The organism is Marimonas lutisalis, assembly GCF_005434965.1.
GTDB classification, from domain to species: Bacteria; Pseudomonadota; Alphaproteobacteria; order Rhodobacterales; family Rhodobacteraceae; genus Marimonas_A; species Marimonas_A lutisalis.
This window is the reverse complement of sequence record NZ_SKCI01000007.1, coordinates 35,166-60,238: the sequence shown is the minus strand read 5'-3', so window position 1 is coordinate 60,238 and position 25,073 is coordinate 35,166. Positions and strand designations below refer to the sequence as shown.

The following is a 25,073-nucleotide window of genomic DNA, read 5'->3' as shown; positions in this document are numbered from 1 at the left end:
CAAACGAGATCACTTCAAGCAGAACAGAACTGCTGCTCTGGCCGAGTGGCGCGGTCTCTGCGCGGCATAAGGGACAGCGCTACTGTCCTTGCAGAGACGAGTTCGAATTCGTCTGACAGCACCGTGGGAACCGGACGGAGATGCTGAGGCTCTGGCCGACGCCACGGGCGAGCGCCAACGAGAACCGGCAGACGAAGCCGACACCCTCGCAGGAGGCAGGCAAGCACGGAATGAACCTGGCGACCTCGGCCGCGATGTGGCCGACGCCGCAGACCGACAGCTTCCGCAGCCGGGGCGGTGCCCGAAAACACGAGAAGGGTCTGGGCAGTATGGCGCGGGACTGGCCGACGCCGATGGCGACCGACGGCAACAAGCCGAGCTCGGGCAACCGCAAGTCCGCCGACCTGACCAGCGCCAGCCAGATGTGGATGACGCCGACGGCGCGGGATCACAAGGACGGGGCGACGACATTGGCGAACACGCCGGTGAACGGCCTGCTTGGCCGCCAGGTCCTGGCGACGCCGACGGCTGGGAGCGATATCTCCGAGCAGCGCCGGACGCTGAACCCAGCATTCGTCGAGGCTCTGATGGGCTGGCCCACCGGGTGGACCGGCTTCGGCTCTGCGGCAACGGCGTGGTCCCACTGGTTGCCGCGCATGCGCTCCGAACTCTCGCGGCTCAATTGCTGGCCGACGGTTGAAGAGGAGCCAGCATGAAGCAGTCGCGGCTCATGTCGCTTGTCGAGGCCGTCGCCAATGTGCTTGTCGGCTACGGCGTCGCGGTCATCACGCAGATCCTGATCTTCCCCATCTTCGGGTTACAAACGACGCTGGCGCAGAACCTGAAAATGGGCGCGGTGTTTACTGTGGTGAGCATCGCCCGATCATTTGCCCTGCGGCGTGTGTTCGAGGTTATTCGTGTCCGAATGTTCAACTGAAAAGTCGCTATTTAGGCGCTTGATCCATAACATTTCGAGAATTTTCCAGATGGGCTATAATTGCGGTTCCGACCGAGCATTCTCCGTTGTTTGCGAGGTAGCTTTCAAAAGGAAACCAGCATGCAGATCGAAGTCAGTACGGACAACAGCATCGACGGGAGTGAAGGCCTGACCAACCTGATCAAGGGTTTGGTTCAGCACGATTTGGCCAACCTTGATGATCATATCACTAGGATTGAGGTTCACCTCAGCGACGCGCGCACCGGCCCGACGGGCCAGGAGAACAAGCATTGCATGATCGAAGCACGACTCAAAGGGCGCCAGCCCGTCGTTACGAAGGATTCGGCTGCGACAGTCGAGAAGGCAGCGAAAGGCGCAGCGGGCAAATTAAAGAACATGCTGGAGAGTACTCTGGGAAAATTGTCGGATAGCCGATAAATTTCCTCGCAGCAGCTTCCTCAGCCGCAGTCCGTTGCCGCCTTGGGAAGACGTCAAATGGCACCAGATGGAAGGGCATCAATCATGACCGATGAAGACGATCTTTGGGCCTTGGAGGAAAGGTTCTGGACCAAAGGTGCTGACAGTGCGCGGCATATGACGGCAAAAGACGCGGTCTTTGTTTTCCCATATCCTGCGGGAATTCTACAGGGCGAGTCGCTTTGGCGGGAGAGCAGCGTCGCGCAACGATGGCGATCCGTGGTAATGACAGAGCGGTATTTCAAGCGAGAGAAAGACGTCGCCGTTCTGGCATATCGCGTCTCCGCAGAGCGCGGCGACATACCGATCTACGAGGCCCTGTGCACATCGTCCTATCTGCAGGATGACGGTAAATGGCTGCGAATAGCACACCAGCAAACTCCCGTTTCCTGACGTGTCAACGTCGGCTCGTGGCCTTTCGTGACGGCTTTGGGATGCGGAACCAAGTCCTAATAAGGGCAAAAAGCATTCGTGAGATTTAAGGCGGTGCCGAGTGAGGAACCGCCGTCCCAAAGGGACGACGGGACAGCTTCGATGTCGCAGGCTTTTCAGGCGGCGGGGAGTTTGTAGACACGCCCCCGATCCTCAACCTTTTCTGAGGTGACCTCCAGTCCGAGCTTCTTTTTCAGCGCTCCGGCCATCGCCCCGCGCACCGTGTGCGACTGCCAGTTCGTCGCGGCCATGATCTCCTCAATGGTCGCGCCGTCCGGCGCTCGCAGCATGGCAATCAGGGTGGCCTGCTTGGTGCCCTCGCGCGGTGTGCGCACCTTGGGCGCGGGGACTGTTTTGGTGGCGGTGTTCGCGTCCTCGCGCTCGATGCTGATGGCGGCGAGGCCTGCGTCGGTGGCGACCAGCGTGACGCCGTGGCCGTCGCCGGTCTCGCGCCAGACGGGCTCGCCCTTGCGTATGTCGGCTTCGACCTCTTCGAGGAAGCCCTTGGTGAGCATGGCGCTGACCACCTTGGCGGCGGCACCGCCGCGCAGGCTGTCGGGCAGCGGCAAGGCAAAGCGGTCCTCGTTCTGGGCCGCGCGGGACAGGATGATCATCTGAGTGTCGGAAAGTTTGGTCATGGGGTCGTCTCCGTGTTCGGACCGCGACCGTCGCGGTCTTCTACGACCTCGAGCCGCGCAGGGCGCGCGGCCGGAGTTCGGGCGGGGGCCCGAGGTCAGATCAGCCCGAGGTCCCGCAGGAGTCCTGCGGCGTCGGGCAGCCGGTCGGTGGCGACGTCGATGGCAATGGTCATGCTGTCGGCGGTGAGGCGTGCGGGAACGTTGGCTTCCTCGCGGAGCGATGCTTCGATCTCGTCGAGAACGGCCGGGATGCGGCTGGTGTCCCAAGGCTCGTTGAGGCCGCGAATGGCGATACGGATGGTGCTGGTTTCCATGGCTTTGGCTCCTGTCACTCGGCGTGCTCACCCTCGCTGAAGGCGCTGTCGGTGATGCGCTTCAGGAGGCTGGCGTAATGCTCAAGGGTGCCGACATGGCCCCAGTTGATCTCGTCGGGGTGGGCGTTGAAATGGTCGTCGCTCAGGCTCGACAAGCGAGCGAGCATCTCGTCGATCTCGGCTCTCTTGCCGATGAAGGCGTTCAATGCCGCCTCCTTGTTGCGACGCGCCTTCTCTGCGCGCAGCTGGTGGCGGGTTGTAGTGATCGGGTTCAGGCGGGTCATCGTGGCGGCTCCGTGGTGAGTTGCATCATTTTCGTAGGATCACGTTCGCTCTGGTTCGGAGGCTTATCAACTACATAAGTACATGATATTGAATGATAATCGGAGCGCGCAATGGAGGGTTTGAGCGAGCGCCAATACGCTGCCCGCGTGGGCCTTTCGCGCGGGGCTATCCAGAAGGCCAAGGCCACGGGGCGGCTGGTGCTGCACAGCGATGGCAGCATCGACGCAGTGGCCAGCGATGCCTTGCGCGCTGAGGCGACCGACCCATCGAAGACTCGCAAGGCACCGAAGTCGAAGCTCAAATCCGTACCGGAGGCGGCGGTCTCTGCCGTTGGCGAGACGCTGCGCGAACAGGGAATGGCGGCACCGCCGGTTGGTAGCGGCACCACGTTTCTGCAGGCCAAGACGGCAAATGAAGTGCTGAAGGCGCAGGAACGCCGCCTCCGGCTACAGAAGCTGAAAGGCGAACTAATCGACCGGGCCCGCGCGCTGTCGCTGGTCTTTCGGCTTGCGCGGCAGGAGCGCGATGTCTGGGTCAACTGGCCCGCCCGTGCAGCGGCGTTGATGGCGGCCGATCTCGGCGTCGATCCCGCCGCGATGCAAAAGGTTCTGGAGAAACATGTCCGCGCCCAGCTCGACGATCTCGCCGAGGTCAAACCCGATCTCAGGTGATGCTGACGATATGGGGGATTTCGACGGTGCCACGGAGATCCTGCGTGCTTGGGGCGCGGGGCTCACACCGGATGCGGACCTGACGGTTTCGCAATGGGCGGATCAGCACAGGATGCTCTCGGGGCGCGCTTCGGCCGAACCCGGGCGGTATCGCACAGCACGCACGCCCTACATGGGCGAAATAATGGACCGGCTGTCACCGGGCGACCCGACACAGCGGATCGTCTTCATGAAGGCGGCACAGGTCGGCGCGACCGAGGCCGGGAACAACTGGATCGGCTTTGCCATCCACCAGGCGCCGGGCCCGATGCTCGCGGTGCAGCCGACGGTGGAATTGGCGAAGCGAAACTCACGCCAGCGGATCGATCCGCTGATCGACGAAAGCCCGGAGCTGCGTGAGCGCGTCAAACCGGCGCGATCGCGCGACGCCGGCAACACCATGCTGTCGAAGGAATTCGCGGGCGGCATCCTGATCATGACGGGGGCGAACTCGGCGGTTGGGCTGCGCTCGACGCCCGCGCGCTACATCTTCCTCGACGAGGTCGATGCTTATCCAGCCTCGGCCGACGAGGAAGGCGATCCGGTCACGCTGGCTGAAGCGCGATCATTGACCTTCGCCCACCGGCGCAAGGTGTTCCTGGTCTCGACCCCGACGATCCGGGGGCTGAGCCGAATCGAGCGGGAGTTCGAGGCGAGCGACCAGCGGCGGTTCTTCGTGCCGTGTCCGCATTGCGGTCAGGAACAATGGATGAAGTTCGAACGGCTGCGCTGGCAAAAGGGGCGGCCGGAGACTGCTGAATATCACTGCGAGGGCTGCGACCAGCCCATCGCAGAGCACCACAAGACGGCGATGCTGGAAGCGGGCGAATGGCGCGCGACGGCCGTTGCGGCTGATCCCGGTACCGTTGGTTATCACCTCTCGGCCCTCTATTCGCCGATCGGCTGGCTGAGCTGGGAGCGGATTGTGCGGGCCTGGGACGCGGCGCAAGGGTCGGACGAGGCGATCAAGGCGTTCCGAAACACGATCCTTGGCGAGACATGGGTCGAAACCGGCGAGGCGCCGGACTGGCAGCGCTTGGCGGACCGGCGCGAGACCTGGGACGGAGGGACTGTTCCGGAGCGCGGCTTGTTCCTGACAGCCGGGGCCGACGTTCAGAAAGATCGCATCGAGGTCGATGTCTGGGCCTGGGGCCGCGGGCTGGAGAGCTGGCTGGTCGATCACCTGGTCATTGAGGGCGGGCCCGGCGACCCGGCGTGCTGGCAGCAGCTGACCAATTTGCTTGGTCAGACCTGGGAGCATGCCTCCAGTCAGCCGATGACCTTGGCACGGCTGGCGATCGATACCGGCTACGAGACAAGTGCTGTCTATGCCTGGTCGCGACAGGTTGGCTTCGCGCAGGTGGCCCCGGTCAAAGGCGTCGAGGGCTTCAACCGCTCGAGCCCGGTCACCGGCCCGACGTATGTGGACGCGACCATCGCAGGCAAACGGCTGCGACGCGGGGCGCGACTTTGGACGATCGCCACCTCGACCTTCAAGACCGAGACCTATCGCTATTTGCGCCAGGACCGCCCGACGCGGGAGGAAATCGAGAATGGGCACCTTTGCCCGCCCGGAACCATCCACCTGCCAAACTGGGCGGACGGCGAGTGGTTGAAGCAATTCACGGCCGAACAACTGGTCACGGTGCGCACCAAGCGCGGCTTCGCCCGGCTCGAATGGCAGAAGCTGCGCGAACGCAACGAGGCGCTGGATACACGGGTCTATGCGCGGGCCGCCGCGTGGATCCTCGGGGCCGATCGCTGGCCTGAAGCGCGTTGGGCCGATCTGGAAGCCCAGCTCGGGATTCCAGGACAAGACATGGCTGAGGACGGGGCCGGAACCACCACACGCGTTTCACGGCGCGCGGGACCACAGCGGCGAACCGTGCGCTCAAGTTACATGAGGTGATGGGGCTGGAAACGCAGGGTCATGTTGGCCGGGCCGGTTCAGTGCAGGCAGCATTTCTTGAACTTCTTGCCGCTGCCGCAGGGACAGGGATCGTTGCGGCCAAGTTTATCAGGTGTCTTTGTGAGGGCCTCTGTCCAGGGGGCCACGCGCAAGGCGTTGTCAACTTTGCGGGTCTTCTGCTGGACGAGAAACTCATCTGTATAACAGTGCCATTTCGACAACTCATAGATGGCATTGGTGATCAGGGCTTTCTGGTAACGACGGTTTGCGGGGGAAACATCTTCGTTGAGGGTGGCCTCCAGATCCTCAAGGAAATGCCCGAAGTCGCAATAATCTTTCGGGATCAGGCCCTGGTCGAAATCCTCGCGCACGGCCTCGGACATGTCCTCGAGCCCGAGGGCGGCAATGGCGTCCATCCAGCCGGTCAGGACGTCGGTGGGTATCTTGGGGCATCGCTGGCGAAAGGTCCGAAAGTAATCTTCGATTGTCGGGCGTTGATCGGGGTGCAATTGCGCAATCAGAACCAGGGCGCTCATCAGGGAGCTGCGGCCAAACTCATCAGCTTTCCTGTCCTCGATCGCGTCGAACACCGGCTGCAAGTCGCCGTCGAACGTTCCAGCGATGACGCGAAAGCTTGTTTCGGTCACGGCGTCTCCCAGGAGATGGTCGATGACCATGGTTGGGCGACGAAGCATCTGAACCGATGGGCGATAGGCGCGTGGATCTTGCCATTCGCCCAGCATGTGGAAGACCGGAATAAGGGCCATCAAGTCAGCATCTTTCATCGCCGGGATACGCTGCCGTGTGAGGCGGCTGATCAGATCGACAAAGATTGGCACCATCTCCTCGCGCCTGGCACCGGCTTCGGCCATGGCAGCTTTCGGGAAAATGTCGTCGCGCGCGAGGTCGCGCATGATTTCGTTCGGGGTCATGGCTTTGGCTTCAATCCGTGGTCGTTTGGCTAAATGAAACATATTCGCAGGTCAGGTCAATTCAGATGCCGACATCGACGGAACTCCGTGCCCGCCGCGAGACCCTAGCTGTTCAGCGTTCCTCTGGCGTGGCGCGCGTCAGTTACGACGGAAAGACGGTGGACTATCGCAGTGTGGCGGAAATTGATCGGGCCATCGAGGCGCTCGACCGCGAGATCGCGACTGCAGAGGGACGACGGATCGTTCGGCAGGTGCGTGTAACGACGACGAAGGGGCTCTGATCCATGGGCCTGTTTGGTCGCTTTCGCCGTCGGGCCCCGGGCGGTCCCGCCGCTGTGTCCGCGCGTCTGGAAGGCGCTCTGGCCAGGCGGCGCTTGCGGGGCTGGCAACCGCCGCTGGAAAACATAAATTCACTGGTCGCTTCGGGTGGCCCGAGGCTCCTTGCACGCTCGCGGGAACTGGTGGTCACCAACGGCTATGCCGCCAATGCCTGCGAGGCGTTTGCGTCAAACATGGTCGGGGATGGGATCAAGCCGTCGTCGCTGATCGCGGATGCGGCGTTGCGTGACAGCGTTCAGCGGCTGTGGCTCGCTTGGACGGATGAGGCCGATGCCGACGGATTGACCGACTTCTATGGCCTGCAGGCCATGGTCGCGCGGGAGATGTTCGTCGCAGGCGAATGCTTCGTGCGTATGCGGCCACGGCGGACCGAGGATGGTCTGCTGGTGCCGATACAACTGCAGCTCCTGCAGTCAGAAATGCTGCCCTTCGAGAAGACCGAAACTGCGGCAAACGGCAATCGCATCCGCTGCGGGATTGAATTTGACGGCATCGGCCGCCGCGTTGCCTATCACTTTCGGCGTCGCCATCCGGGCGACAGCACCGATCAGGGGGCTGTGATACCGGAAACGGTCCGCGTGCCAGCCAACGACGTGCTGCACATCTATCGGCCCATTGATGCAGGCCAGATCCGTGGCTTGCCACATGTGGCACCGGCCATGGTGCGGCTGTTTCTGCTGGACCAGTACGACGACGCCGAGCTCGACCGGAAGAAGACCGCGGCGATGTTCGCGGGCTTCATCACAAAGACCGCGCCAGAAGACCCGATGATCGGGGAAGCGGAGGTGGATCTCGACGGGGCGGCCATCGCCAGCCTCGAGCCGGGCACGATGCAGGTGCTGCTGCCGGGCGAGGACGTCAAATTCTCCAGCCCTGCCGACGTGGGTGGCGGATATGAGGCATTTCAGTACCGGACACTCCTTGCTGTCTCGGCCTCGCTGGGGCTGCCGTATCACCTTGTAACCGGCGATGTACGCCAGGCGAACTATTCGAGCTTGCGGGCAGAGCTGGTCGAGTTCCGTCGCCGCATTGGCCAGCTGCAACACGGGGTGATGGCGCACCAGCTGTGTCGGCCGATCTGGTGGCGCTGGCTTGAGACGGCCGTGCTGTCGGGGGCTCTGAATATCGGCAATCCCGCTGCCGCGCGACCGGTTCAATGGATCCCGCCGCGCTGGGACTGGGTCGATCCATTGAAGGACATCCAGGCACAGGTGCTGGCCATGGAAGCGGGCATCACCTCGCGCCGCAAGGTGGTCGAGGCCACCGGCTATGACGTCGAAGAAGTCGACCGCGAAAATGCGGCAGATGCCAAACGCGATGCTGATCTGGGGCTGAGCTACCGCGCGAGCCCCGGCGAAACGCAGGGCGCGCGAGCGACGCCCGCAGCGCGGCCTGATCCTGGAGATGGCACAGGCGAAGACACAGGCGACGGATCCGCCTCCACCGATCCCGCCACCGAACAGGAGTGACAATATGACAAGCTGGTATGCGATCCGCGCCCAGGGAACGGTGGCGGAAGTGGCGATCTATGACGAAATTGGCGCCTTTGGGGTTTCGGCGAAGGGGTTCCTTGCCGAACTCGGCGCACTGCCCGACGGGACGCCGGTCGATCTGCGGCTGAATAGCCCGGGCGGGTCAGTCTTCGATGCGGTGGCGATTTACAATGCGCTGACGCGGCACGCGGGCAAGGTCACGGTCTGGATCGATGGTATTGCCGCCTCTGCCGCGTCCTATATCGCCATGGCGGGTGACGAGATCGTCATGCCGGAAAATGCGTTCCTGATGATCCACGATCCGTCGGGGTTGGCAATGGGCACGGCGGGCGACATGCGCGCAATGGCCGAAGCGCTCGACAAGATTGCGGGCAGTCTTGTCCGGGGATATGTCGCCAAATCCGGCAAGACTGATGATGAGATCGCAGCGCTGATGGCGGCCGAAACCTGGTTCGATGCAGCCGATGCTGTGGCGGCGGGCTTCGCGGACCGGCTGGCGGACCCTGTGAGGATGGCCGCGCGCTTCGACATCGGCCGGTTCCGCAACGCGCCGCCCGATCTCGTCGAGGCAGTGGAAGCCACTGGCCAGGAGGGTGTTCCGACCGAGGCGGAGGGCGTTCCGGCCGAAGGCAATCCAGAGGCGGACAGCGACGAAGCGCCTGTCGAGCCGGAAGGGCATGGTGTCACCGACGACATGCCCAGCTTTTCGGATCCGGCCCCGGCTGCGGGCGGCGCACCGCCCGATCCCGCCGCGATCCGCGCCGAGGCGATCACCCATGCCCGCACTGTCGTCGATCTTTGCCGTCTTGCAGGCCAGCCACAGATGGCTGGGCGGTTCCTCGACCAGGACGCCAGTCTCGACGATGTCCGCATGGCCCTTCTAGCTGCGAAAGCCGAGGCCGAACCCGAAATCACGGCCCATCACGCACAACCCGGCCGGACCGCGACTGCCCGTCCCTGGGGCGAGATCGTCGCCCGCACCTTCAAGCTGAAAGGATAACCACGTGACCACGCTCACCGAGACCACACATCCCGGAGGCTTCCTCGTCTGGGAAGCCTTCCGCGATTACACCCGCGAAACCGTCACCGTCGCCACAGGAACAGCGTTTGCCACGATCGATCCGGGCACCGTGCTGGGCAAGATTACTGCGTCTGGCAAATACGCGGCCCATGATCCCGCCGCCGTCGATGGCACGGAAACCGCCGTGGCGGTGCTCTGGGGCAAGGCCGACGCCGCGGGCGGCGACGTGCCAGCCGTCGCGCTGGTCCGTGGCCCCGCCATCGTCAATCGCCATGATCTCGTCTTTGCGGGTTCTCCCAGCGAGGGCGAGATCACCGCCGCCCATGCCGCGCTGCTGGCGGCCAACATTCTCGTCCGCTGATCAAACTCTCAAAGGAGGCATTCCCATGACCACCATGGATATCTTCGAAGGCGATGCCTTCACCATCATCGAACTTACCCGCGCGTTGGAAAACATCCCCTTCAAGCCCGCGATCCTGTCGGGCGCGGGTCTGTTCTCGCCGCGCGGCGTGCGCTCGCGCACCGTCGTGATCGAGAGCCGGGACGGCACGCTGTCGCTGATCCCGTTCTCTGAACGCGGCTCGGCGGCTGAGCAACAGGTCCCCGAGCGTCGCGACATGCGCGCCTTCGTCTGCCGTCAGTTCAAGAAGCAGGACGTGCTCTGGGCCTCGGAAATTCAGGGCATTCGCGACTTCGGCTCGGAAAGCGCCACCCAGCAGGTGCAAAGCGAGGTTGCCCGAAAGCTTGCCCGTTTGCGCCAGGATGCGGAGGCGACGTTCGAATATCACCTGCTGAACGGCATTCAGGGCATTGTGAAGGATCCCAAGGACAGCGCCACGGTGATCAACTACTTCACCGAGTTCGCCATCACACCCGCCACCGAGATCGACTTCGATCTGGACAATGCGACCCCGGGCTCTGGCGCGCTGCGCAAACGCTGTCAGGCGCTGATCGAAAGCGTCGAAGATAGCATGGGCGGGCTCGCGGCCGGGGCCGTGCAGGTCCGCGCCGAATGCGGCTCGGCCTTCTTCGCCGATCTCATCGCCCATAAGGAAGTGCGCGAGACCTATCTCAACACCGCCGCTGCCGCCGATCTTCGCGGCCGGGTTGCCGACGAGGTCAGCTTTGGCGGTATCAGCTTCCGCCGCTACCGAGGGGGGGCGGGCTTCGGCGTGCCAACCGACAAGGCATTCTTCTATCCCGAAGGTGTGGAGGGCCTCTTCGAGATCTATCACGCTCCGGCTGACACGTTCGAGACGGTGAACACGCTCGGCTTGCCGCTCTACGCGCGTACGATCCCCGATCGGGACCGTGACGAATGGGTCCGGCTTGAGATCGAAAGCAATCCTCTGCCGATCTGCACCCGGCCGCAGGTTCTGCGCTCAGCACGGCGGACGTAATGTCTGCCTTTGGGGCCGCCGTCGACTTGCTCTTCGCCGATCCGAACATCGGCCGAGAGGCTATTTACACCTCCGACGGCGGCGCGCCCATGCTGGTGCGCGTCGTCTCCCGGCAGGCTGATGCGATCACCGACTTCGGCGATGCCCAGCTCTGGTCGGAAACGACCCGGGTAGATCTGCGCGTCGCGGAGATCACGGCACCGCATCCAGGCGACCGCATCGAGATCGACGGCGAGGCGTTCCTCATTCAGGGCGAGCCCATCCGTGATCGCGAGCGGCTGGTCTGGACCGTCGACCTGAGGCCTGCGTGAAACTGAAACTCGACATCGATCCCGACATCGTCGCGATGATGGCGGCCGAGGTCGCGGCGGGCGAACGCGCGGTGACGGCCGCCATGCGTGAGGCCGGGACCGGACTCAAGACTGCCTGGCGCACGCAGATCACCAGCGCGGGGCTCGGGCGGCGGCTCGCCAACTCGATCCGCAACCAGAACTTCCCGAGGTCCGGCGAAAGCCTGGATGCGGCTGCGTTGGTTTGGTCCAAGGCGCCGGTGATCGTTGGCGCGCACGACACCGGCCCCCTGATCCGATCGAAGGACGGGTTTTGGCTGGCAATCCCGCTACCAGCTGCTGGCAAGTCCACACGCGGTGGCCGGATCACTCCCGGCGAGTGGGAGCGGCGGCGCGGGCTGCGCTTGCGCTTCGTCTTTAGGAGGACAGGTCCGAGCCTTCTGGTGGCAGAGGGTAGGTTGAACACCAAGGGTCAGGCCGTGGTGTCCCGATCCAAGACCGGGCGCGGCAAGGTCACCGCGCCGATCTTCCTGCTGTTGCCGCAGGTAAAGCTGCCCAAGCGGCTGGATCTCAACCGCGACGCCGAGCGGGCGTTGGACAGCGTGCCGGGGCTGATCGTGGCGAAATGGGTCGAGGGGCATGTTGGGTAGCAAATGGCGACGGTCGGTGATTCTTCGATTGGCGCAGCGCGCGAAACCATCGATGAAGTACCTGCGGACATTCGTTCTTAGTGCAGAGAAAGGCCGGTCAGAGCCCGGAGCAGCCATTCGGCAGGGACTTAGAGTGAAGTGATGCCGTTCATCCATTTGCAACATGCAAAAATGATCTCTCAGAAAGTCCAACCAAGCTTCACCGCACGTGATAATAGGCCAGTATGCTCAGAAGGAACACGACAAGAACCAGTACGGAATCAAGTCCAAATGCACCGATCTTGGGTTTGCTGCGCACGATCAGACCCGTCAGAAAAATCGCCGTGACAGCAACTCCGAAAGAAAGGGAGAGCAGCACAGTTGTCGACGCATTTTGCAGTATTGGACCACCCCTAAAGAGGATATCGGCTGGAAAAACGAGAACCAGCATAATCAAATTGCTGCCAAAGATGTTCGAAATTGCCATTGTGTAAGCGCCAATCCGAACTGCCGTAATTGTGGTCGTCAATTCCGGCAAGGACGTTGCTCCGGCCAAAAGGGTCACACCAACGAACCCCTCTCCCAGACCAGTTTGATCTGCTATTCGGGTTGCAAAAACAACAAGAAGCAAACCGAAGACTAGGATGGCTAGACAAGCAAACGCCGCTTGCAAGAAAAGCACACGGTTGCTTGTCCCTGCCAAGCCGGAGGGCGCCGGAAATGGTAGCTCCTCTGGGTCCGGCAGATCTACCGGCACCCAATCATTTTGCCCATCATAGCGTCGCAACAGAACAATGACGCCCGCGTAGATCAATGCGATGAGCGCACTTCCCAGCCCTACGCCCATGAAGACGAAAGTTTCCCCGACGCTGACGACGATGAGAGCAGTCGACAACAAGAACACCAGCAGCGTCGCCTCGAGAGCATGGTTTGCCTTGCGTGGGTAATTGGTTATGGCGCCTCTGGCCCAGAAGTCAGACATCGCCAGAACAGCGGTCTGCAGTGCAATCCCTCCGAACAGGTTGTTGAGTACCAAGTCCTGCGTTTGCCGGACAGCCGCGGCCAGCGTCGTCGCAACCTCAGGCAACGATGTCGCCAGAGACAATACGAGAAGGCCCACAAGCGACTTGGCCAACTGGAACCTATCGGCAAGGTCGTCAGCAATATAGGCAAGACGCGCGCCAGAAATCCACACGACGCTGGCACACATCACGAAGAGAACAACGGTTAAGCCGATTCCAGTCTGTGGAACTTCCATGTGCTTATTATAACCGTGCACTGATATCGTGCCACTGATCAGCGTCAAATTCCAATGCCTCGTGTGTCGCTCAGCACGCGCGACACTAGGATAGACAGGTGCAGTGGTCAGACCTCTGGGGAGTCTAAGAACCGCTTCGGTTGGAATCCGACGGAGCGCAACCATTTCAAGTTCAACCGGACGAAGGAGTTTTGGGGACCTTGGCTCACCCGAGTCGTTCGTCGCTCTAGTCGCAGCTTCATTGATCTATCGGGCAAAATACGGGCCTATTGAGGCCATCATAACAGTCGGAAAAGCGGCGCAACATTTTCTTGAACTCACTGCTAGACCGTCTATTGGAGCAACTATGCCTCGCCTGCACATAAGCCGTTACGATGTTTAGCAACTTGTGAAGAACTGTCCGTTTTGTCCCGCACCTGTAACATTCGTGCAGACTGCAGCGAACGGCCGGTACGGTGCCGCCCCGTTGAAATCTACAAGGGTGAATCAGGTCGGCATTGAAGCCAGGACCAAGTGCCTGGCCTCACCAGATAACCGGAAACGTTGAATGCCCACCCTTCGCGAAACTATTCTCACCGCGCTGCATGCGCGGCTCTCGGTGTTGCCCGCCTCCGCTCTGCGCGGCGAGGTGCTGCCCGAGCGCGTACCGACGGAGGGCCTGCTGATCCTGCGGGATGGTGAACCCGGCGACCCCGAGGTAACGCTCTCGCCGCTGCGCTACCACTACCAACACCGCGCCGAGATCGAGGCGGTCGTGCAGGTCGCCGACCGTGACGCCGCCTTCGACACGCTCTGCGCCAGCATCGGCACGGCGCTCGCTGCCGACCGCACGCTGGGCGGGCTCTGCGACTGGATCGAGGCGGAAGCGCCACGGTCGGTCGATTTGGCCGTAGAGGGCGCGGCCAGCCTGAAGGCGGCCGTTATCGCGGTCGTCCTGCACTATTCAACGGCTGACCCACTCAGCTGATCCCGACAATCCGAGGAGAACACAATGGCACGAGCCCAAGGGGCGCGGGCGCAAATGGCGCTTGCGTTCGAGACCACCTATGGAACGCCCCCCGTGGGCGGCTTCACCAAGATGCCTTTTGCGAGCACCTCGTTGGGGGCAGAGCAACCGCTGCTGAATTCGGAACTCCTTGGTTACGGCCGCGATCCCCTTGCGCCGATCAAGGATGCGGTGACGGCCGATGGAGATGTTGTCGTGCCGCTCGACGCCGAGGCCTTCGGGTTCTGGCTCAAGGCGGCCTTCGGCGCACCGACCACAACGGGCACCGGCCCGTGGCTCACGAGTTCCAATCGGGTGCGTGGACGCTGCCCAGCTTGTCCATCGAGACCGGCATGCCGGAGGTGCCACGCTATGCGATGTACTCCGGCTGCGTCGTCGACCAGATAACCTGGCAGATGCAGCGATCTGGTCTGCTGATCGCCACGGCCCGTCTGGTGGCGCAGGGCGAGACCGTGGGCACAACGACGGGCGCTGGAACGCCAACCGCTCTCGAATTGCAGCGTTTTGGCCATTTCAACGGGGCGATCACGCGGAACGGCTCGGCACTCGGAAACGTCGTTTCGGCCGACATCACCTATGCCAACAACCTGGATCGTATCGAGACCATCCGTTCGGATGGGCGGATTGACGGGGCCGACCCCTCCATCGCGGCACTGACTGGTTCCATCGAAGTGCGCTTCGCAGACCAGACGCTGGTCTCACAGGCGATCAATGGCGATCCCTGCGAGTTAGAGTTTTCCTACGCGCTGCCCTCCGGCGAGAGCTTCACCTTTACCGTGCACGCTGTCTACCTGCCGCGCCCCCGGATCGAGATTTCTGGCCCACAGGGCGTGCAGGCCACATTCGACTGGCAAGCCGCGCGCGACAGCGTTGTGGGCAGGATGTGCACCGCAACCCTGATCAACGACATCGAGGTATACTGATGCTGACACTCGACCTGACGAACCTGCCCTGCTGGCATGATCTCGCTCCTGGCGTGCGGGTGCAGCTGCGCCCGCTCACCACCGCGCTTATGGTGGCGACCCGGAGTGATCCCGCGGTCGAGGCGGTTCCGGAGGAGGCCAGCGACGAGGAGCGCGCCGTCGCCTTCGCCAAGGCGCTGGCGCGACGCGCGGTGCTCGCCTGGGAAGGCATCGGCGACACCGACGGCGCCGCAATCGACCCAAGCCCCGAGGCCATCGACGCGCTTCTCGACATATGGCCGATCTTCGAGGCCTTCCAGCTGACCTACGTCTCCAAAGGCTTGCTGCTGGAACAGGAAAAAAACGTCTCCGCGCCCTTGCCGAATGGTCCTACGGCGGGGGCGAGCAATACTGCCAAGCCTGCGAGAAAGTCTGCGAAGACTGCCCGGCGCGGCTGAATCAACCCACCTCCTTTGAAGGCTGGCAGGTCTGGGATCTTGTCGGCCGTCTTGGCGGACAACTGCGCGTGCTGCCCGGCGCTGTCGTCGGCTGGGACATGTCGGCTGCACTGGCACTGGGTGATGCCCTTGGCATCTCGCCACTGGTCATGGCTGAACTGTTGCCCGTCATCGAGGCGGTGATGGTCACCAAACTCAACGAACAGATGGATCACACCAATGGCTGAAAAGCGCGTTTCTGTCCGCCTTGCCGCGGTTGGGGGGCGGCAGGTGCGCGCCGAGCTGGAAGGTGTCGGCGAAGCCGGGGCGCGTGGCTTCGGGCGGCTCAGCCGGGAGATGGAGGCAGCAAACGCCCGGCTCGCCGGGTTCGCGCGGCGGGTGCGGGTTGCGGCAGCTGCTGCCGTCGCCGCAGCCACGGCTGCAGGCGTGGCCATGGTGCGCTCTGGGCTGCAAACGGTCGATGCTCAGGCGAAGCTCGCCCAGTCCCTCGGCACCACGGTCGCTTCGATCCAGACCCTCGAGCGTGCTGGCGAACTGGCAGGTGTCTCGATGTCCGGCATCGAACAGGCAACGAAGGACCTGGCGCGTCGTCTCAGTCAGGCGGCCGCTGGGAGTGGCCCCGCTGCTGACGCATTGGAGCGACTGGGACTATCGGCCACCGACCTTATTGCCTTGCCGCTGGATCAGCGCGTCGGCGCCATCAACGCCGCCATCGAAGAGTTTGTGCCGGTTGCCGAGCGCGCCGCTGTCGCCGGTCAGCTCTTCGGCGAAGAAGGCTCCATCGCGATGTCGCGGATCGACACGGCGACCTTGCGCCAGGCGACCGAAGACGTCCTTGCGTTCGGTGTCGTCGTCTCGGAACAGGATGCCGACCAGATCGAACGCGCCAATGATGCGATCTCGCGCCTTGGCCTCATCTGGCGCGGGCTATCGAACCAGTTGGCGGTTGCCGCAGCCCCCGCACTCGAAGCTGTTGCGAATGCCATGGCGGCGGTGGCCAGCCGCACCGGACCACTGGGCAAGGCCATCAGGGGACTTTTTGACAATATCGGCCGTCTGACCACCTACGCCGCGACTTTTGCGGCCCTGCTGGCGGGGCGCTGGGTCGCCGGAATGGTAGCTGCGGCGATTTCCGTACGCGGCCTTGCAACCGCGCTTGTCGTGATGCGTGGCGCATTGATCCGCACCGGGATCGGGGCGCTCATCGTCGGTGCTGGTGAACTGATCTACCAGTTCGGCCAGCTTGTCTCCGGAGCAGGTGGCTTCGGAAACGCCATGGCGCTGCTGGGCAACCTCGCGAGCGAGGTCTGGGAGCGGATCAAGATGGGGGCTGGCAGTTTTGCAGCCTCTGCGATGGCGGCTTTTGCGGATGTGCAGGCGGCGTCAGCCACCGCGATGCAAGGCGCGCTCGAGGGCGTTGTCGGTTTTGCAAATTCGGCCGTGAACAGTTTTGAGGGGGCCTTCGAGGCGATCAAGGCCGTCTGGGGTCTATTGCCTGCCGCCATAGGTGATCTCGCGTTTCAGGCGGCAAACAGCCTGATCGAAGGCGTCGAGGCGATGCTGAACGGCGTCGTCTCCAGGATCAACGGTTTCATCGACGGCGTGAACGCCGGTCTCGAAGCGCTCGGCGTTGAGCGACGGATCGGCCTGATTGCCGATCTCGATCTGGGGCAGCTCGAGAACCGCTTTGCGGGTGCCGCGACCCAGGCGGCCACGGCCGCGCAAGATGCTTTTGCCGGTGCATTTGCCGACAACCCGCTGGCGGTGCCGGATCTCGGACTTACAGGAGCAGCCAGTGACGCTTCCGCCTCCGCGGAGGCTTGGAGGCAAACCGCGGCCACGCTCGCAGAGGGAGCTCTGCAGCCGCTCGAAGTCCTTGAGGCCTTGCGCACGGCGATGCGTGCTGCGGGAACCGAGGCAGAGACGTCCCTCGACGGGGCAACTATGGCGGCAGATCGCTTTGATGCAGCCCTTGCCGAAGACGAGGCTGGCGGACCAGCCGCGACGCTTGATGAAACAGCGGCTGCGGCTGGTCGTGCCGGTGGGGCGCTCCAGAGCGCTGCCGATGTTGCGCGCCAGTCATGGGACGCGGCCCGGGCGGCAGTGGAACGCACGCAAGAAATCGCCCGAGGGCTGGCCGAGGACATCACTGGTCCGATCAAGGAGGCATTGAAGTCGGGCGAACTGAGCTGGCAAACCTTCGCGAGCGCAATATCCGGGATCGCGCAGAACCTGGCCAACCGTCTGATCGATACCGCCTTCAAACCGATCGAGGATGCGCTCTTCCGGGCGTTCTCTGGATCGGGCACCGGCGGGGGCGGCCTTTTTGGCTGGTTGAGCAGCGCTCTTGGCGGTCTCTTTGGGATTGGCGGCACCTTCGCACGAGGCGGTGCCTTTGGGCAGGCGGGCGAGATCACAGCCTTTGCCAGCGGTGGCGTGATCTCCCGACCTACGGTGTTTCCTTTTGCACGCGGGATCGGGCTGATGGGCGAGGCAGGCCCGGAAGCCATCCTGCCGCTGCGCCGAGGCCGCGGTGGTCGACTCGGGGTTGAGACGAGCGGCGATGGTCAGGCTACGCAATCTGCGACACGCATCGTCAACGTACTCGATCCCTCCATTGTCGGCGATTACCTCGCAACGCCCGCAGGCGAGCGGCTGATCGTAAACGTGATCCGGCGCAACCGGGGAGGCCTCGATGCTTAGGCTCTGGCCTTTCCCAGTGCGCCAGCCCGTCACTGAAGTGCTGGAATGGAACACCGACACCCTGATCACCGAGGCGGCCGAACAGCGGATTGCGCTGCGCACCGTACCGCGCTCAATCCTGACGGTCTCGCATCTCCTGAACGCCGGTGACCTCGCACGTGCCGCCGAGCTTGCCCGGGTCGGGTTGGTCGATACATGGACGGTCCCGCTCTGGCATCTTGCGCGCCTGGCGGTGGCACCGATCGATGCCGCCGAACTGACTGTGTTCGTAGATACATCCCAGGCAACGTTCGCAGCACCGGGACAGGCCGTCGTCGCAGCTGATGGCGGCGAGGCATATCTCGTCGAGGTCAGCGCGATCTTTCCCGACCGGCTCGAGCTGGCAGTTCCTGCGGGCGTGAATCTTACGCATCCGATTGTGGCCCCGGTGGGAACCGGGGTCCTGACGCGACCCGTCGAGATCGACCGTCGCCGCCAGGGGCTGGGGACGGTCACGGCGAGTTTCACGCTGCAAGACGGGACCGAACTGGTCGCGAGCAGTTATCCGACCCACGTCGGGCTCGATGTGCTGACCGATCCGGCCGTGCTCCGCCAGCCGCTGGCCGAGAGCATCGCGCAATCCGTCGAGTACATTGACAACAGCTTCGGTCCCATCGTGATCGAACCGGTTCTGACCCATGTCCAGCGTCGGTCAACGATCACCCTTGTTGACCGAGGCACGGCCCGCTGGTCGCGCCGCCGCTGGCTGCATACCATGCGTGGCCGTCAACGTGCCTTCTGGCTTCCGACCTGGGGCCGGGAACTGGTCCTGCAGGCACCTGTCACGTCTTCGGCCACCTCTGTGATTGTCGCGGCCACCGCCGAGCCCGGCGTCTGGATCGGACGGCATGTAATGTTCGATATCACCTCTGGCCCGGTGTTCCGCGAGATCACCAACGCCATCTATGACGCGCTTGGGATCCGGCTGACCATCGCCGCCCCGGGCAAGAGCATTCCCAGCACAACACCGATCCATCTGCTCACCAGGGTGCGGCTCGATACCGACCGGATCGAACTGGAGCATTTTGCGGACCGGACTGAGTTCGCGGCAAGCCTGATCGAGACCCCAGTATGACCCCTGTACCCGCATGACCTACGATCTTGCCGAAACCTCGACCGCCGAAGGGCGGCCGTATTTCCTATATCTCTTCGCCGAAGGCGATCAGGTCTGGCGCTTCACCAGCCGCACGGCAATCTGGACCTCGCTTGCAGGCGCCATCGCCGACGAGACCGAGGATTTGATCTGGAACCCTTCGGCCGTCAGCCATGGCTCCGTCGTCCAGAGCAGCGACCCAAGGCGGGTCGACCTCAGCGTCACCTTTCCGCTCTCCGATCCCTTCGCCCGTCGCTATCTCGGCCCCCGCGGCCGGGCGCTCACGACACTCACCATCTTCCGGGGGCATGAACAGGTGCCGACGGAGGTGGTTGCGCATTGGAAGGGCCGCGTTGTCTCGGCACGGGTTGAGGGGCGACGGATCACCCTGCGCTGTGAATCCCTGTTCACATCCATGCGCCGGGAGGGCGTCCGCGCCAAATACCAGCGGCTCTGTCGTCATGCGCTCTATTCCCGGGGCTGCCGCCTCGACATCGAGAGTTTTTTCGTCGGGGGCACGGCGAGCGCGCATCAGGGCCTTACGATCACCGTGCCCGAGGCCGCATTGTTGCCGAACGGCTGGTTTCGGGGTGGTGTGCTGCGCCACGCAGGTATCTTGGGTTTCATTACTGGGCATGTCGGAGATGCACTGACGCTCTCTGGCCGGATGCTCGATCTGGAGGCGGCCATTGATGATCTGGAAAGCCTGGCGCTCGTCGAGATTGCTCCCGGTTGTGATCTGCGGCGTGACACCTGCAAGGCCAAGTTCGGCAACCTGCTGAACTTTGGTGGTTTCCCCGACATTCCCGGCCGCAATCCCTTTGGCGGCACCAGCATCGTCTGACCTAGAGCGTTTCGAGTTTCACTTGAGACACACCCGTATCGCTTTTCGCGTTCGACCGAAGGGAGAGGCAGCGACAAAGCGATCCAAGTTTAACTCGAAACGCTAGAAATCTGAGAACACAACATGGTCTGGAACTTCGTCGTCCAGATCGTCGCCAGCCTCGTTCTGACGGCGATCTCCTATGCGCTTTCGCCCAAACCAAAGGTCGAAGCCCCGAAAGCCGCCGGACTTGACGATTTCGACCTGCCGACGGCCGAGGAAGGTCGTCCGATCCCCGTGATCTTCGGCACCATGCTGCTGCGTGGCCCGAACGTCGTCTGGGCCGGGGATCTCAAGGTCGATCCGATCCGCAAGAAGGGCGGCAAGAAATGAGCGAAGATCTGATCGTCACCGTTCAGGACCTGCGCGCCTCCCGGCTTTGCTTTCAGGGGGCGCGGCCGTGGTTCCGCCGTCATGGCCTCAACTGGCAGGCCTTCCTCGCAGACGGACTTTCGGCCGACGTGCTGGCCGCGACCGGCGACGCCCTGGCATTCCGTGTGATCGCGGAGGCTGAGAAGCGCTCCGCGCGCACCGCAAGCGAGACCTGAGCCATGGGTGGTCGTTCGAAGTCCCAGACCGTCGGCTATCGCTATTCGCTCGGGGCGCATCTGGCGCTCTGCCATGGGCCAGTCGATGCGATCCGCGAGATCCGGGTCGATGACCGCACCGCCTGGTCGATCGGCTCGGGCCAGAGCAGTTCCGCCGGGACCGGCGTCGGCGCGTTGGCGAGCTACGGCACCGTCACGGATATGTCCGCCACCGCCGCCGCCGTCGGCGACAGCGTCGCCGAGGTCAGGTTCCCGGGCACGCTCACGGGCATTCGGCTCGGCCAGAGCTATGACCTGCAGCTCCTGACGGACAACACAACCCGCACCGTGACGGTTCAGGCCGTGACCTATGATGCGGCCACCGGCATCACCACCTGGCTCGCCGAGCCTGCTGCCACCGCTTTCACCGCCCAGTCTGCGACGGTATCGGATGCCGCGAGCGTACCCAGCCTGAACGGCGGCGCTGCGGGCGGACGCATCCGGATCAACAAGCCCGACCTCTTCGGCGGCGAGAAGCGCGAAGGCGGCATTGTCGGCGATATCGACGTGTTGATGGGCGCGCCGAGCCAGGCGCAGAATGACTATCTCGCCGCAAATGCCGGAGCCGATGTGCCCGGCTATCGCGGGATCTGTTCGCTCGTGCTGCGGCAAGTGTTTCTCGGCCTCAATCCCTATCTCAAGCCCTGGTCGGTGCGCCTGACGCGGATCCTCAAGGCCGAGGATGGCGGCCAACAATGGTATCCCGAAAAGGCACAGATCGTACCCGAAGTCCGGATCGGTGATGCTGCGATCTACATTGCCATGGACGCTTCGGGCTCGATGTCAGGATCGCGTATGTCGGCCCAGATCGCCGCCGTCTCGCGCCTGGTCGAGGAGATCGGCGAGAACGCTCCCGACACAACAACACAGCCCAACGACGTCCAGATCGTCACCTGGAACTCGACCGTCTCCGGCACGATCCTGCGGCGCGATGCCGATGCCACGGCCTACGGTGAACTCAAGGAATGGGTCGACGCGCTCTCAAGCTCCGTGAGCGGTGGGACGGATTTTGGGGTCGCCGTCAGCCAGGCGGGGACGTTCTTCAACGGATCGGGTGGCAAACGCAGGATCCTGATCTTTGTCACCGACGGGGAACCGAGCCCGGCCTCGACCCTGCAGTCGGCGATTGCCACGCTTTCCGGCATCTCCGAGGTTGATGTCTTCGCCTTCAACATCGCGCTCTCGGACACCAGCGCCACCGCCCAAATCGACAACACGCCGGTCGATGGCGTCCCTGTGGTGCCGCCGGGCGATCCTGATGCGCTGGTGGCTTCGCTGCGTGCGGCCTTTGGGCAAGGCCCCGACATGAACCCCGCGCATATCATCCGGGAGTGCCTGACCAATGGCGACTGGGGGCTGGGGCATACGTTCTCTGACATCGGGCCCAGCTTCGCCATTGCCGCGGATGCGCTCTTCTCCGAAGGCTTTGGGCTCTCGCTCCTATGGCAACGAGTGTCGACCATCGAGGATTTCATCGCCGACGTGCTGAAGCACATCGACGCCTATCTCTATGTCGATCGTCGCTCCGGTCGTTGGGAGTTGCGCCTAATCCGCGCCAATTATGATCCCGAGACCCTACCGGTCTTCGATGAGACCAATGTCGTCGATTGGGGCGAGCTGGGGCGTCGCGAGGCCGCTGATCTCGTGAACTCGGTGACGGCGAAGTTTTCCGACGCCCGTACCGACCAGACCGGCTCGGTCAGCGTGACCGATACCGCACTCGTGCAGGATCTGGGTCAGGTGGTCAGCGCGACGGTCGATTACCCGGGCATTCGCTTCGAGTCCCTTGCCGTGCGGGTCGCAGAACGCGACCTGCGGGCTCTTTCCGCACCGATCCTGTCAGGCGAGATCACGGTCAGCCGTGTTGGTGCTGATCTCGATCCGGGCGACGTGATCGTTCTTTCAACCCCCCGGCGTGGACTTGAGGGCGTCGTCGTTCGTATTGTCGAGATCGACGATGGCGACGGGCGCGCCAATGGCGTGCGCCTCAAGATCGCCGAGGATGTCTTTGCGCTTGGCGAAACCGCCCTTGTCGGCGGCGAAAGCGGCGATCCCGGCAGCCTGATCCTGCCGCCCAAGCCGCTCACGCGCCGCTGGGTCGCCGAAGCACCATACTGGTTGCTGGTCCAGGAGCTGGGGCATGCCCAAGCAGATGCACTTCTCGAGGAAGATCCCGGTGTGGGCGCGATCGTCGCGGCCGGGGAGCGCCCCTCGGCCGATGCGCTCTCCGCACAGGTCTGGAGCGACAGCGGGGCGGGTTATACCCTCGAAGAGGCAGTTGAGTTCGTGCCGACGGCGTTGTTGGTTTCGGACGTCAGTGACGACCCGGCCGAACGGGTGCTGAACGTCGGAAGCTGGACCGGCCTGAATGACGTCACCATCGGGACGCTTGCGACAATCGGTGACGAACTGGTCCGGATCGACGGGGTGAGTGCGACGACGCTCACGGTCGGGCGCGGTTGTCTCGACACGGTCCCGCAGACCCGTCCCGCTGGCACGCCGGTGATCTGCTGGCAGCAGCTGGCGAATGCATCTGAGGCAAGTTTCGCCTCCGGAGAGACAGTGACGATCAAGATGCTGCCCGAGACCGGCTTTGGGACGCTGCCGCTCGCGCAGGCACCCGAGGACGCCGTGACACTGGCCAGTCGCGCTATCCGGCCGTTGCCACCCGGCGATCTGCGCGGCAACGGTGTGTCGGTCGTCAATCCTAACGTGCTGAACCTCGGGCCGGTCCTGCTGACCTGGTCCCATCGCGACAGGCTCACCCAGACCAGCAGCGTGTTCGACGCCTATGACGCGGGGGACATTGGACCGGAGCCGGGTGTCACCTATGCGGTCGAGATCCGCTGGGTCGATCCCGATACTGACACAACGCTTGAGCCACCCGCTGCGGTCATCGATGTGGGCACCGCTAACAGCGTCACGCTGACCAAGGAGGATGTGCCGATCTTGGCCGCACCCACAGGCACCAAGCATTTCGAGGTACGGGTACAGGCGCGGCGCACGACTGGGACAATCGCTTATGAGGCCTGGCAAGCACGGTCGATCCGACTCTTCATGCCGGACGGCATCAAGGTCGCCGAGGTCTCCGTGTGGACTGAGATCGGGGCCGACGCGCGTCTGACGGTCGCCGACACAGTGATCTTCCTTGATCGCGGTGGGGCGGTACAGCTGACCATCGCAGAGGCCGCCATCTATATTGGCTTTGGCAGTGACGCGCGCCTCACCATCCCGGACATCGCCATCTTCAACGAATGGGGCGGCCATTCCCGTCTCACGGCCGCCGAGGCCGCAGTTTACATAGAGGTAATCCCATGAGCCATATCCTGCATCTTGGACACCAGGTCACTGACCTTGCGGGCGTAGAGGGCCGCATGAGCGCTGACGTCGCCGGGTTCGACGCCGATCTCGACGTGAACTGCGTCCGGATCAACACGGGTGAGACGAGCGCAGTCCCGTTTTCCGCTTCCTGGTCCTTGCCCGCTGGGGATATCTGGTTGAGCTTTCGATACAAAGCGCCGTCGATTAACGCCCACATTATCGGCACGGATGGCACCTTCCTGGAGTTCTACGACACCGCAAATGCGCTTGTTGCGATTGTCCGAACTGAGCGGGACGATGAGAAATATCACGCCATGGCAATGGGTGACACCAATGTCGATGGAGCCTCGTCCTTCACTGCTGCCACGAACCAAGTCTATTGGGTCGATGTGAAAGTTGCGGTCAGTGCCGACATCACCATCGAGTTCTACGTCGACAGCGTTCTTCAAAGCAGTGCAACAGCAGCGAACACCGGAGGCAAGGGTCGACCCGTTCGCTGTGTCTGGAAGAACCACGGTCTTTTCGATTTCTACAACCCCGCCACCTGTTATTACGCCCATATCGCGGTGCTCGACGGCGTCTCGACCATTGGGCGGCGGTTTGCGCGGCGCACGCCCGATCTGGTCGCGACCTATGACGCTTTCTCGGGCGGGGTGGATGCCGTGAAGGACGGCGACATCGCCACGCGCGCTGCAAGTGACATTGTCGGACAACGTATGTCGTTTTCGCTGGCGGGGCCGACGGGACCGGCCGGTGCATCGACCATCGCGGGCGTGCATGTGAAACAGCTCGCCCAGCTTGGCACGGCCGGGCCAACCGGCATTGCAGGGTTTCTGCGGATTGGCGGCGTGGACTATGACGCATCTCCCGGTACGCCGTCCGCCGATATGCCGTCGCCGGTCTATTCGACATGGGACGTAAACCCCACCGACAGCACGCCCTGGACCACGGCCGTGCTGCCGACAGAGGTTGGGATCATCTCGTCATGACGCCACCTCGTCCCGACAAAGGTGACAT

The 25,073-nt window shown here is 63.3% G+C and carries 28 protein-coding genes and 1 pseudogene; 24 read left to right on the top strand and 5 right to left on the bottom strand.

Annotated elements, in window-relative coordinates; all coding sequences use genetic code 11:
• Nucleotides 1-230 precede the first annotated feature (230 nt).
• The 4 genes from E0501_RS20495 to E0501_RS20480 all read left to right on the top strand — a co-directional run bounded on the left by E0501_RS20495 (nt 231) and on the right by E0501_RS20480 (nt 1,807).
• Nucleotides 231-716, top strand: a complete 486-nt coding sequence (locus E0501_RS20495) for a hypothetical protein (RefSeq protein ID WP_161594678.1) — start codon at nt 231-233, stop codon at nt 714-716.
• The gene (locus E0501_RS20490; RefSeq protein WP_137703273.1) at nt 713-937 is read left to right on the top strand and encodes a DUF7220 family protein; all 225 of its coding nucleotides are present in this window, start codon (nt 713-715) and stop codon (nt 935-937) included. Before E0501_RS20495 ends, E0501_RS20490 begins: the two co-directional genes overlap by 4 nt.
• Nucleotides 938-1,057: 120 nt before the next feature.
• Nucleotides 1,058-1,375, top strand: a complete 318-nt coding sequence (locus E0501_RS20485) for an HPF/RaiA family ribosome-associated protein (RefSeq protein ID WP_137703272.1) — start codon at nt 1,058-1,060, stop codon at nt 1,373-1,375.
• An 84-nt stretch (nt 1,376-1,459) separates the two neighbouring features.
• Nucleotides 1,460-1,807 (top strand): hypothetical protein, encoded by a 348-nt coding sequence (locus E0501_RS20480; RefSeq protein ID WP_137703271.1) that lies wholly within the window; start codon nt 1,460-1,462, stop codon nt 1,805-1,807.
• A 155-nt stretch (nt 1,808-1,962) separates the two neighbouring features.
• Here E0501_RS20480 and E0501_RS20475 read toward each other — a convergent pair whose 3' ends face one another.
• The 3 genes from E0501_RS20475 to E0501_RS20465 all read right to left on the bottom strand — a co-directional run bounded on the left by E0501_RS20475 (nt 1,963) and on the right by E0501_RS20465 (nt 3,082).
• Nucleotides 1,963-2,484, bottom strand: coding sequence for a DUF3489 domain-containing protein (locus E0501_RS20475; RefSeq protein WP_137703270.1), 522 nt, complete (start codon nt 2,482-2,484; stop codon nt 1,963-1,965).
• A gap of 95 nt (nt 2,485-2,579) precedes the next feature.
• The gene (locus E0501_RS20470) at nt 2,580-2,798 is read right to left on the bottom strand and encodes a hypothetical protein (protein ID WP_137703269.1); all 219 of its coding nucleotides are present in this window, start codon (nt 2,796-2,798) and stop codon (nt 2,580-2,582) included.
• A 14-nt stretch (nt 2,799-2,812) separates the two neighbouring features.
• Complete coding sequence (locus E0501_RS20465) at nt 2,813-3,082, bottom strand: hypothetical protein (protein WP_137703268.1); 270 nt, start codon at nt 3,080-3,082, stop codon at nt 2,813-2,815.
• 111 nt (nt 3,083-3,193) lie between these two features.
• On the opposite strand from E0501_RS20465, the gene E0501_RS20460 reads away from it, so the two are divergent.
• Nucleotides 3,194-3,754, top strand: coding sequence for a hypothetical protein (locus tag E0501_RS20460; protein ID WP_137703267.1), 561 nt, complete (start codon nt 3,194-3,196; stop codon nt 3,752-3,754).
• Entirely contained in the window at nt 3,702-5,702 is a 2,001-nt protein-coding gene (locus tag E0501_RS20455) for a phage terminase large subunit family protein (protein WP_137703266.1), read from the top strand. The genes E0501_RS20460 and E0501_RS20455 overlap by 53 nt, the downstream gene beginning before the upstream one ends.
• 38 nt (nt 5,703-5,740) lie before the next feature.
• On the opposite strand, the gene E0501_RS21230 is transcribed toward E0501_RS20455, so the two are convergent.
• On the bottom strand, nt 5,741-6,634 hold the full coding sequence (locus E0501_RS21230; RefSeq protein WP_161594677.1) for a DUF1186 domain-containing protein: 894 nt from the start codon (nt 6,632-6,634) through the stop codon (nt 5,741-5,743).
• A 65-nt stretch (nt 6,635-6,699) separates the two neighbouring features.
• Here E0501_RS21230 and E0501_RS20445 point away from each other — a divergent pair, with 65 nt between their 5' ends.
• Genes E0501_RS20445 through E0501_RS20415 form a run of 7 tightly spaced genes read left to right on the top strand, consistent with a single transcriptional unit; the run spans nt 6,700 to nt 11,827 of the window.
• On the top strand, nt 6,700-6,915 hold the full coding sequence (locus tag E0501_RS20445) for a phage head-tail joining protein (protein ID WP_137703265.1): 216 nt from the start codon (nt 6,700-6,702) through the stop codon (nt 6,913-6,915).
• A gap of 3 nt (nt 6,916-6,918) precedes the next feature.
• Nucleotides 6,919-8,442, top strand: a complete 1,524-nt coding sequence (locus E0501_RS20440; protein ID WP_235857930.1) for a phage portal protein — start codon at nt 6,919-6,921, stop codon at nt 8,440-8,442.
• 4 nt (nt 8,443-8,446) lie between these two features.
• Complete coding sequence (locus E0501_RS20435; RefSeq protein WP_161594676.1) at nt 8,447-9,466, top strand: head maturation protease, ClpP-related; 1,020 nt, start codon at nt 8,447-8,449, stop codon at nt 9,464-9,466.
• A 4-nt stretch (nt 9,467-9,470) separates the two neighbouring features.
• On the top strand, nt 9,471-9,848 hold the full coding sequence (locus tag E0501_RS20430) for a head decoration protein (protein ID WP_137703263.1): 378 nt from the start codon (nt 9,471-9,473) through the stop codon (nt 9,846-9,848).
• Nucleotides 9,849-9,873: 25 nt separating this feature from the next.
• Nucleotides 9,874-10,887, top strand: a complete 1,014-nt coding sequence (locus E0501_RS20425) for a major capsid protein (protein ID WP_161594675.1) — start codon at nt 9,874-9,876, stop codon at nt 10,885-10,887.
• A complete protein-coding gene (locus tag E0501_RS20420) occupies nt 10,887-11,198 on the top strand; it encodes a head-tail joining protein (RefSeq protein ID WP_137703261.1) in 312 nt (103 codons plus the stop codon). Before E0501_RS20425 ends, E0501_RS20420 begins: the two co-directional genes overlap by 1 nt.
• On the top strand, nt 11,195-11,827 hold the full coding sequence (locus tag E0501_RS20415) for a DUF6441 family protein (RefSeq protein ID WP_137703260.1): 633 nt from the start codon (nt 11,195-11,197) through the stop codon (nt 11,825-11,827). Before E0501_RS20420 ends, E0501_RS20415 begins: the two co-directional genes overlap by 4 nt.
• A 199-nt stretch (nt 11,828-12,026) precedes the next feature.
• Here E0501_RS20415 and E0501_RS20410 read toward each other — a convergent pair whose 3' ends face one another.
• Nucleotides 12,027-13,112: a sodium:calcium antiporter gene (locus E0501_RS20410; protein WP_161594674.1), complete on the bottom strand. Its 1,086-nt coding sequence runs from the start codon at nt 13,110-13,112 to the stop codon at nt 12,027-12,029.
• A 499-nt stretch (nt 13,113-13,611) separates the two neighbouring features.
• Here E0501_RS20410 and E0501_RS20405 point away from each other — a divergent pair, with 499 nt between their 5' ends.
• From E0501_RS20405 to E0501_RS20355, 11 genes and pseudogenes are all read left to right on the top strand, one after another.
• On the top strand, nt 13,612-14,031 hold the full coding sequence (locus tag E0501_RS20405; RefSeq protein ID WP_137703258.1) for an acyl-CoA transferase: 420 nt from the start codon (nt 13,612-13,614) through the stop codon (nt 14,029-14,031).
• Nucleotides 14,032-14,055: 24 nt separating this feature from the next.
• Nucleotides 14,056-14,993, top strand: a pseudogene (locus E0501_RS20400) (phage tail tube protein).
• The gene (locus E0501_RS20395) at nt 14,993-15,430 is read left to right on the top strand and encodes a hypothetical protein (RefSeq protein ID WP_137703257.1); all 438 of its coding nucleotides are present in this window, start codon (nt 14,993-14,995) and stop codon (nt 15,428-15,430) included. Before E0501_RS20400 ends, E0501_RS20395 begins: the two are co-directional and overlap by 1 nt.
• A 68-nt stretch (nt 15,431-15,498) precedes the next feature.
• A complete protein-coding gene (locus E0501_RS20390) occupies nt 15,499-15,657 on the top strand; it encodes a DUF7697 family protein (protein WP_235857929.1) in 159 nt (52 codons plus the stop codon).
• Nucleotides 15,650-18,133: a phage tail tape measure protein gene (locus tag E0501_RS20385; RefSeq protein WP_137703256.1), complete on the top strand. Its 2,484-nt coding sequence runs from the start codon at nt 15,650-15,652 to the stop codon at nt 18,131-18,133. The genes E0501_RS20390 and E0501_RS20385 overlap by 8 nt, the downstream gene beginning before the upstream one ends.
• On the top strand, nt 18,126-19,247 hold the full coding sequence (locus E0501_RS20380) for a hypothetical protein (RefSeq protein ID WP_137703255.1): 1,122 nt from the start codon (nt 18,126-18,128) through the stop codon (nt 19,245-19,247). The genes E0501_RS20385 and E0501_RS20380 overlap by 8 nt, the downstream gene beginning before the upstream one ends.
• A 13-nt stretch (nt 19,248-19,260) precedes the next feature.
• Entirely contained in the window at nt 19,261-20,109 is an 849-nt protein-coding gene (locus E0501_RS20375) for a phage BR0599 family protein (RefSeq protein ID WP_137703254.1), read from the top strand.
• A 123-nt stretch (nt 20,110-20,232) separates the two neighbouring features.
• Nucleotides 20,233-20,481, top strand: coding sequence for a hypothetical protein (locus tag E0501_RS20370; protein ID WP_137703253.1), 249 nt, complete (start codon nt 20,233-20,235; stop codon nt 20,479-20,481).
• Nucleotides 20,478-20,696, top strand: coding sequence for a hypothetical protein (locus E0501_RS20365; protein WP_137703252.1), 219 nt, complete (start codon nt 20,478-20,480; stop codon nt 20,694-20,696). Before E0501_RS20370 ends, E0501_RS20365 begins: the two co-directional genes overlap by 4 nt.
• A gap of 3 nt (nt 20,697-20,699) precedes the next feature.
• Nucleotides 20,700-24,053: a phage tail protein gene (locus E0501_RS20360; RefSeq protein ID WP_137703251.1), complete on the top strand. Its 3,354-nt coding sequence runs from the start codon at nt 20,700-20,702 to the stop codon at nt 24,051-24,053.
• Nucleotides 24,050-25,045, top strand: coding sequence for an FscB (locus tag E0501_RS20355; protein WP_137703250.1), 996 nt, complete (start codon nt 24,050-24,052; stop codon nt 25,043-25,045). Before E0501_RS20360 ends, E0501_RS20355 begins: the two co-directional genes overlap by 4 nt.
• Nucleotides 25,046-25,073: the final 28 nt, after the last annotated feature.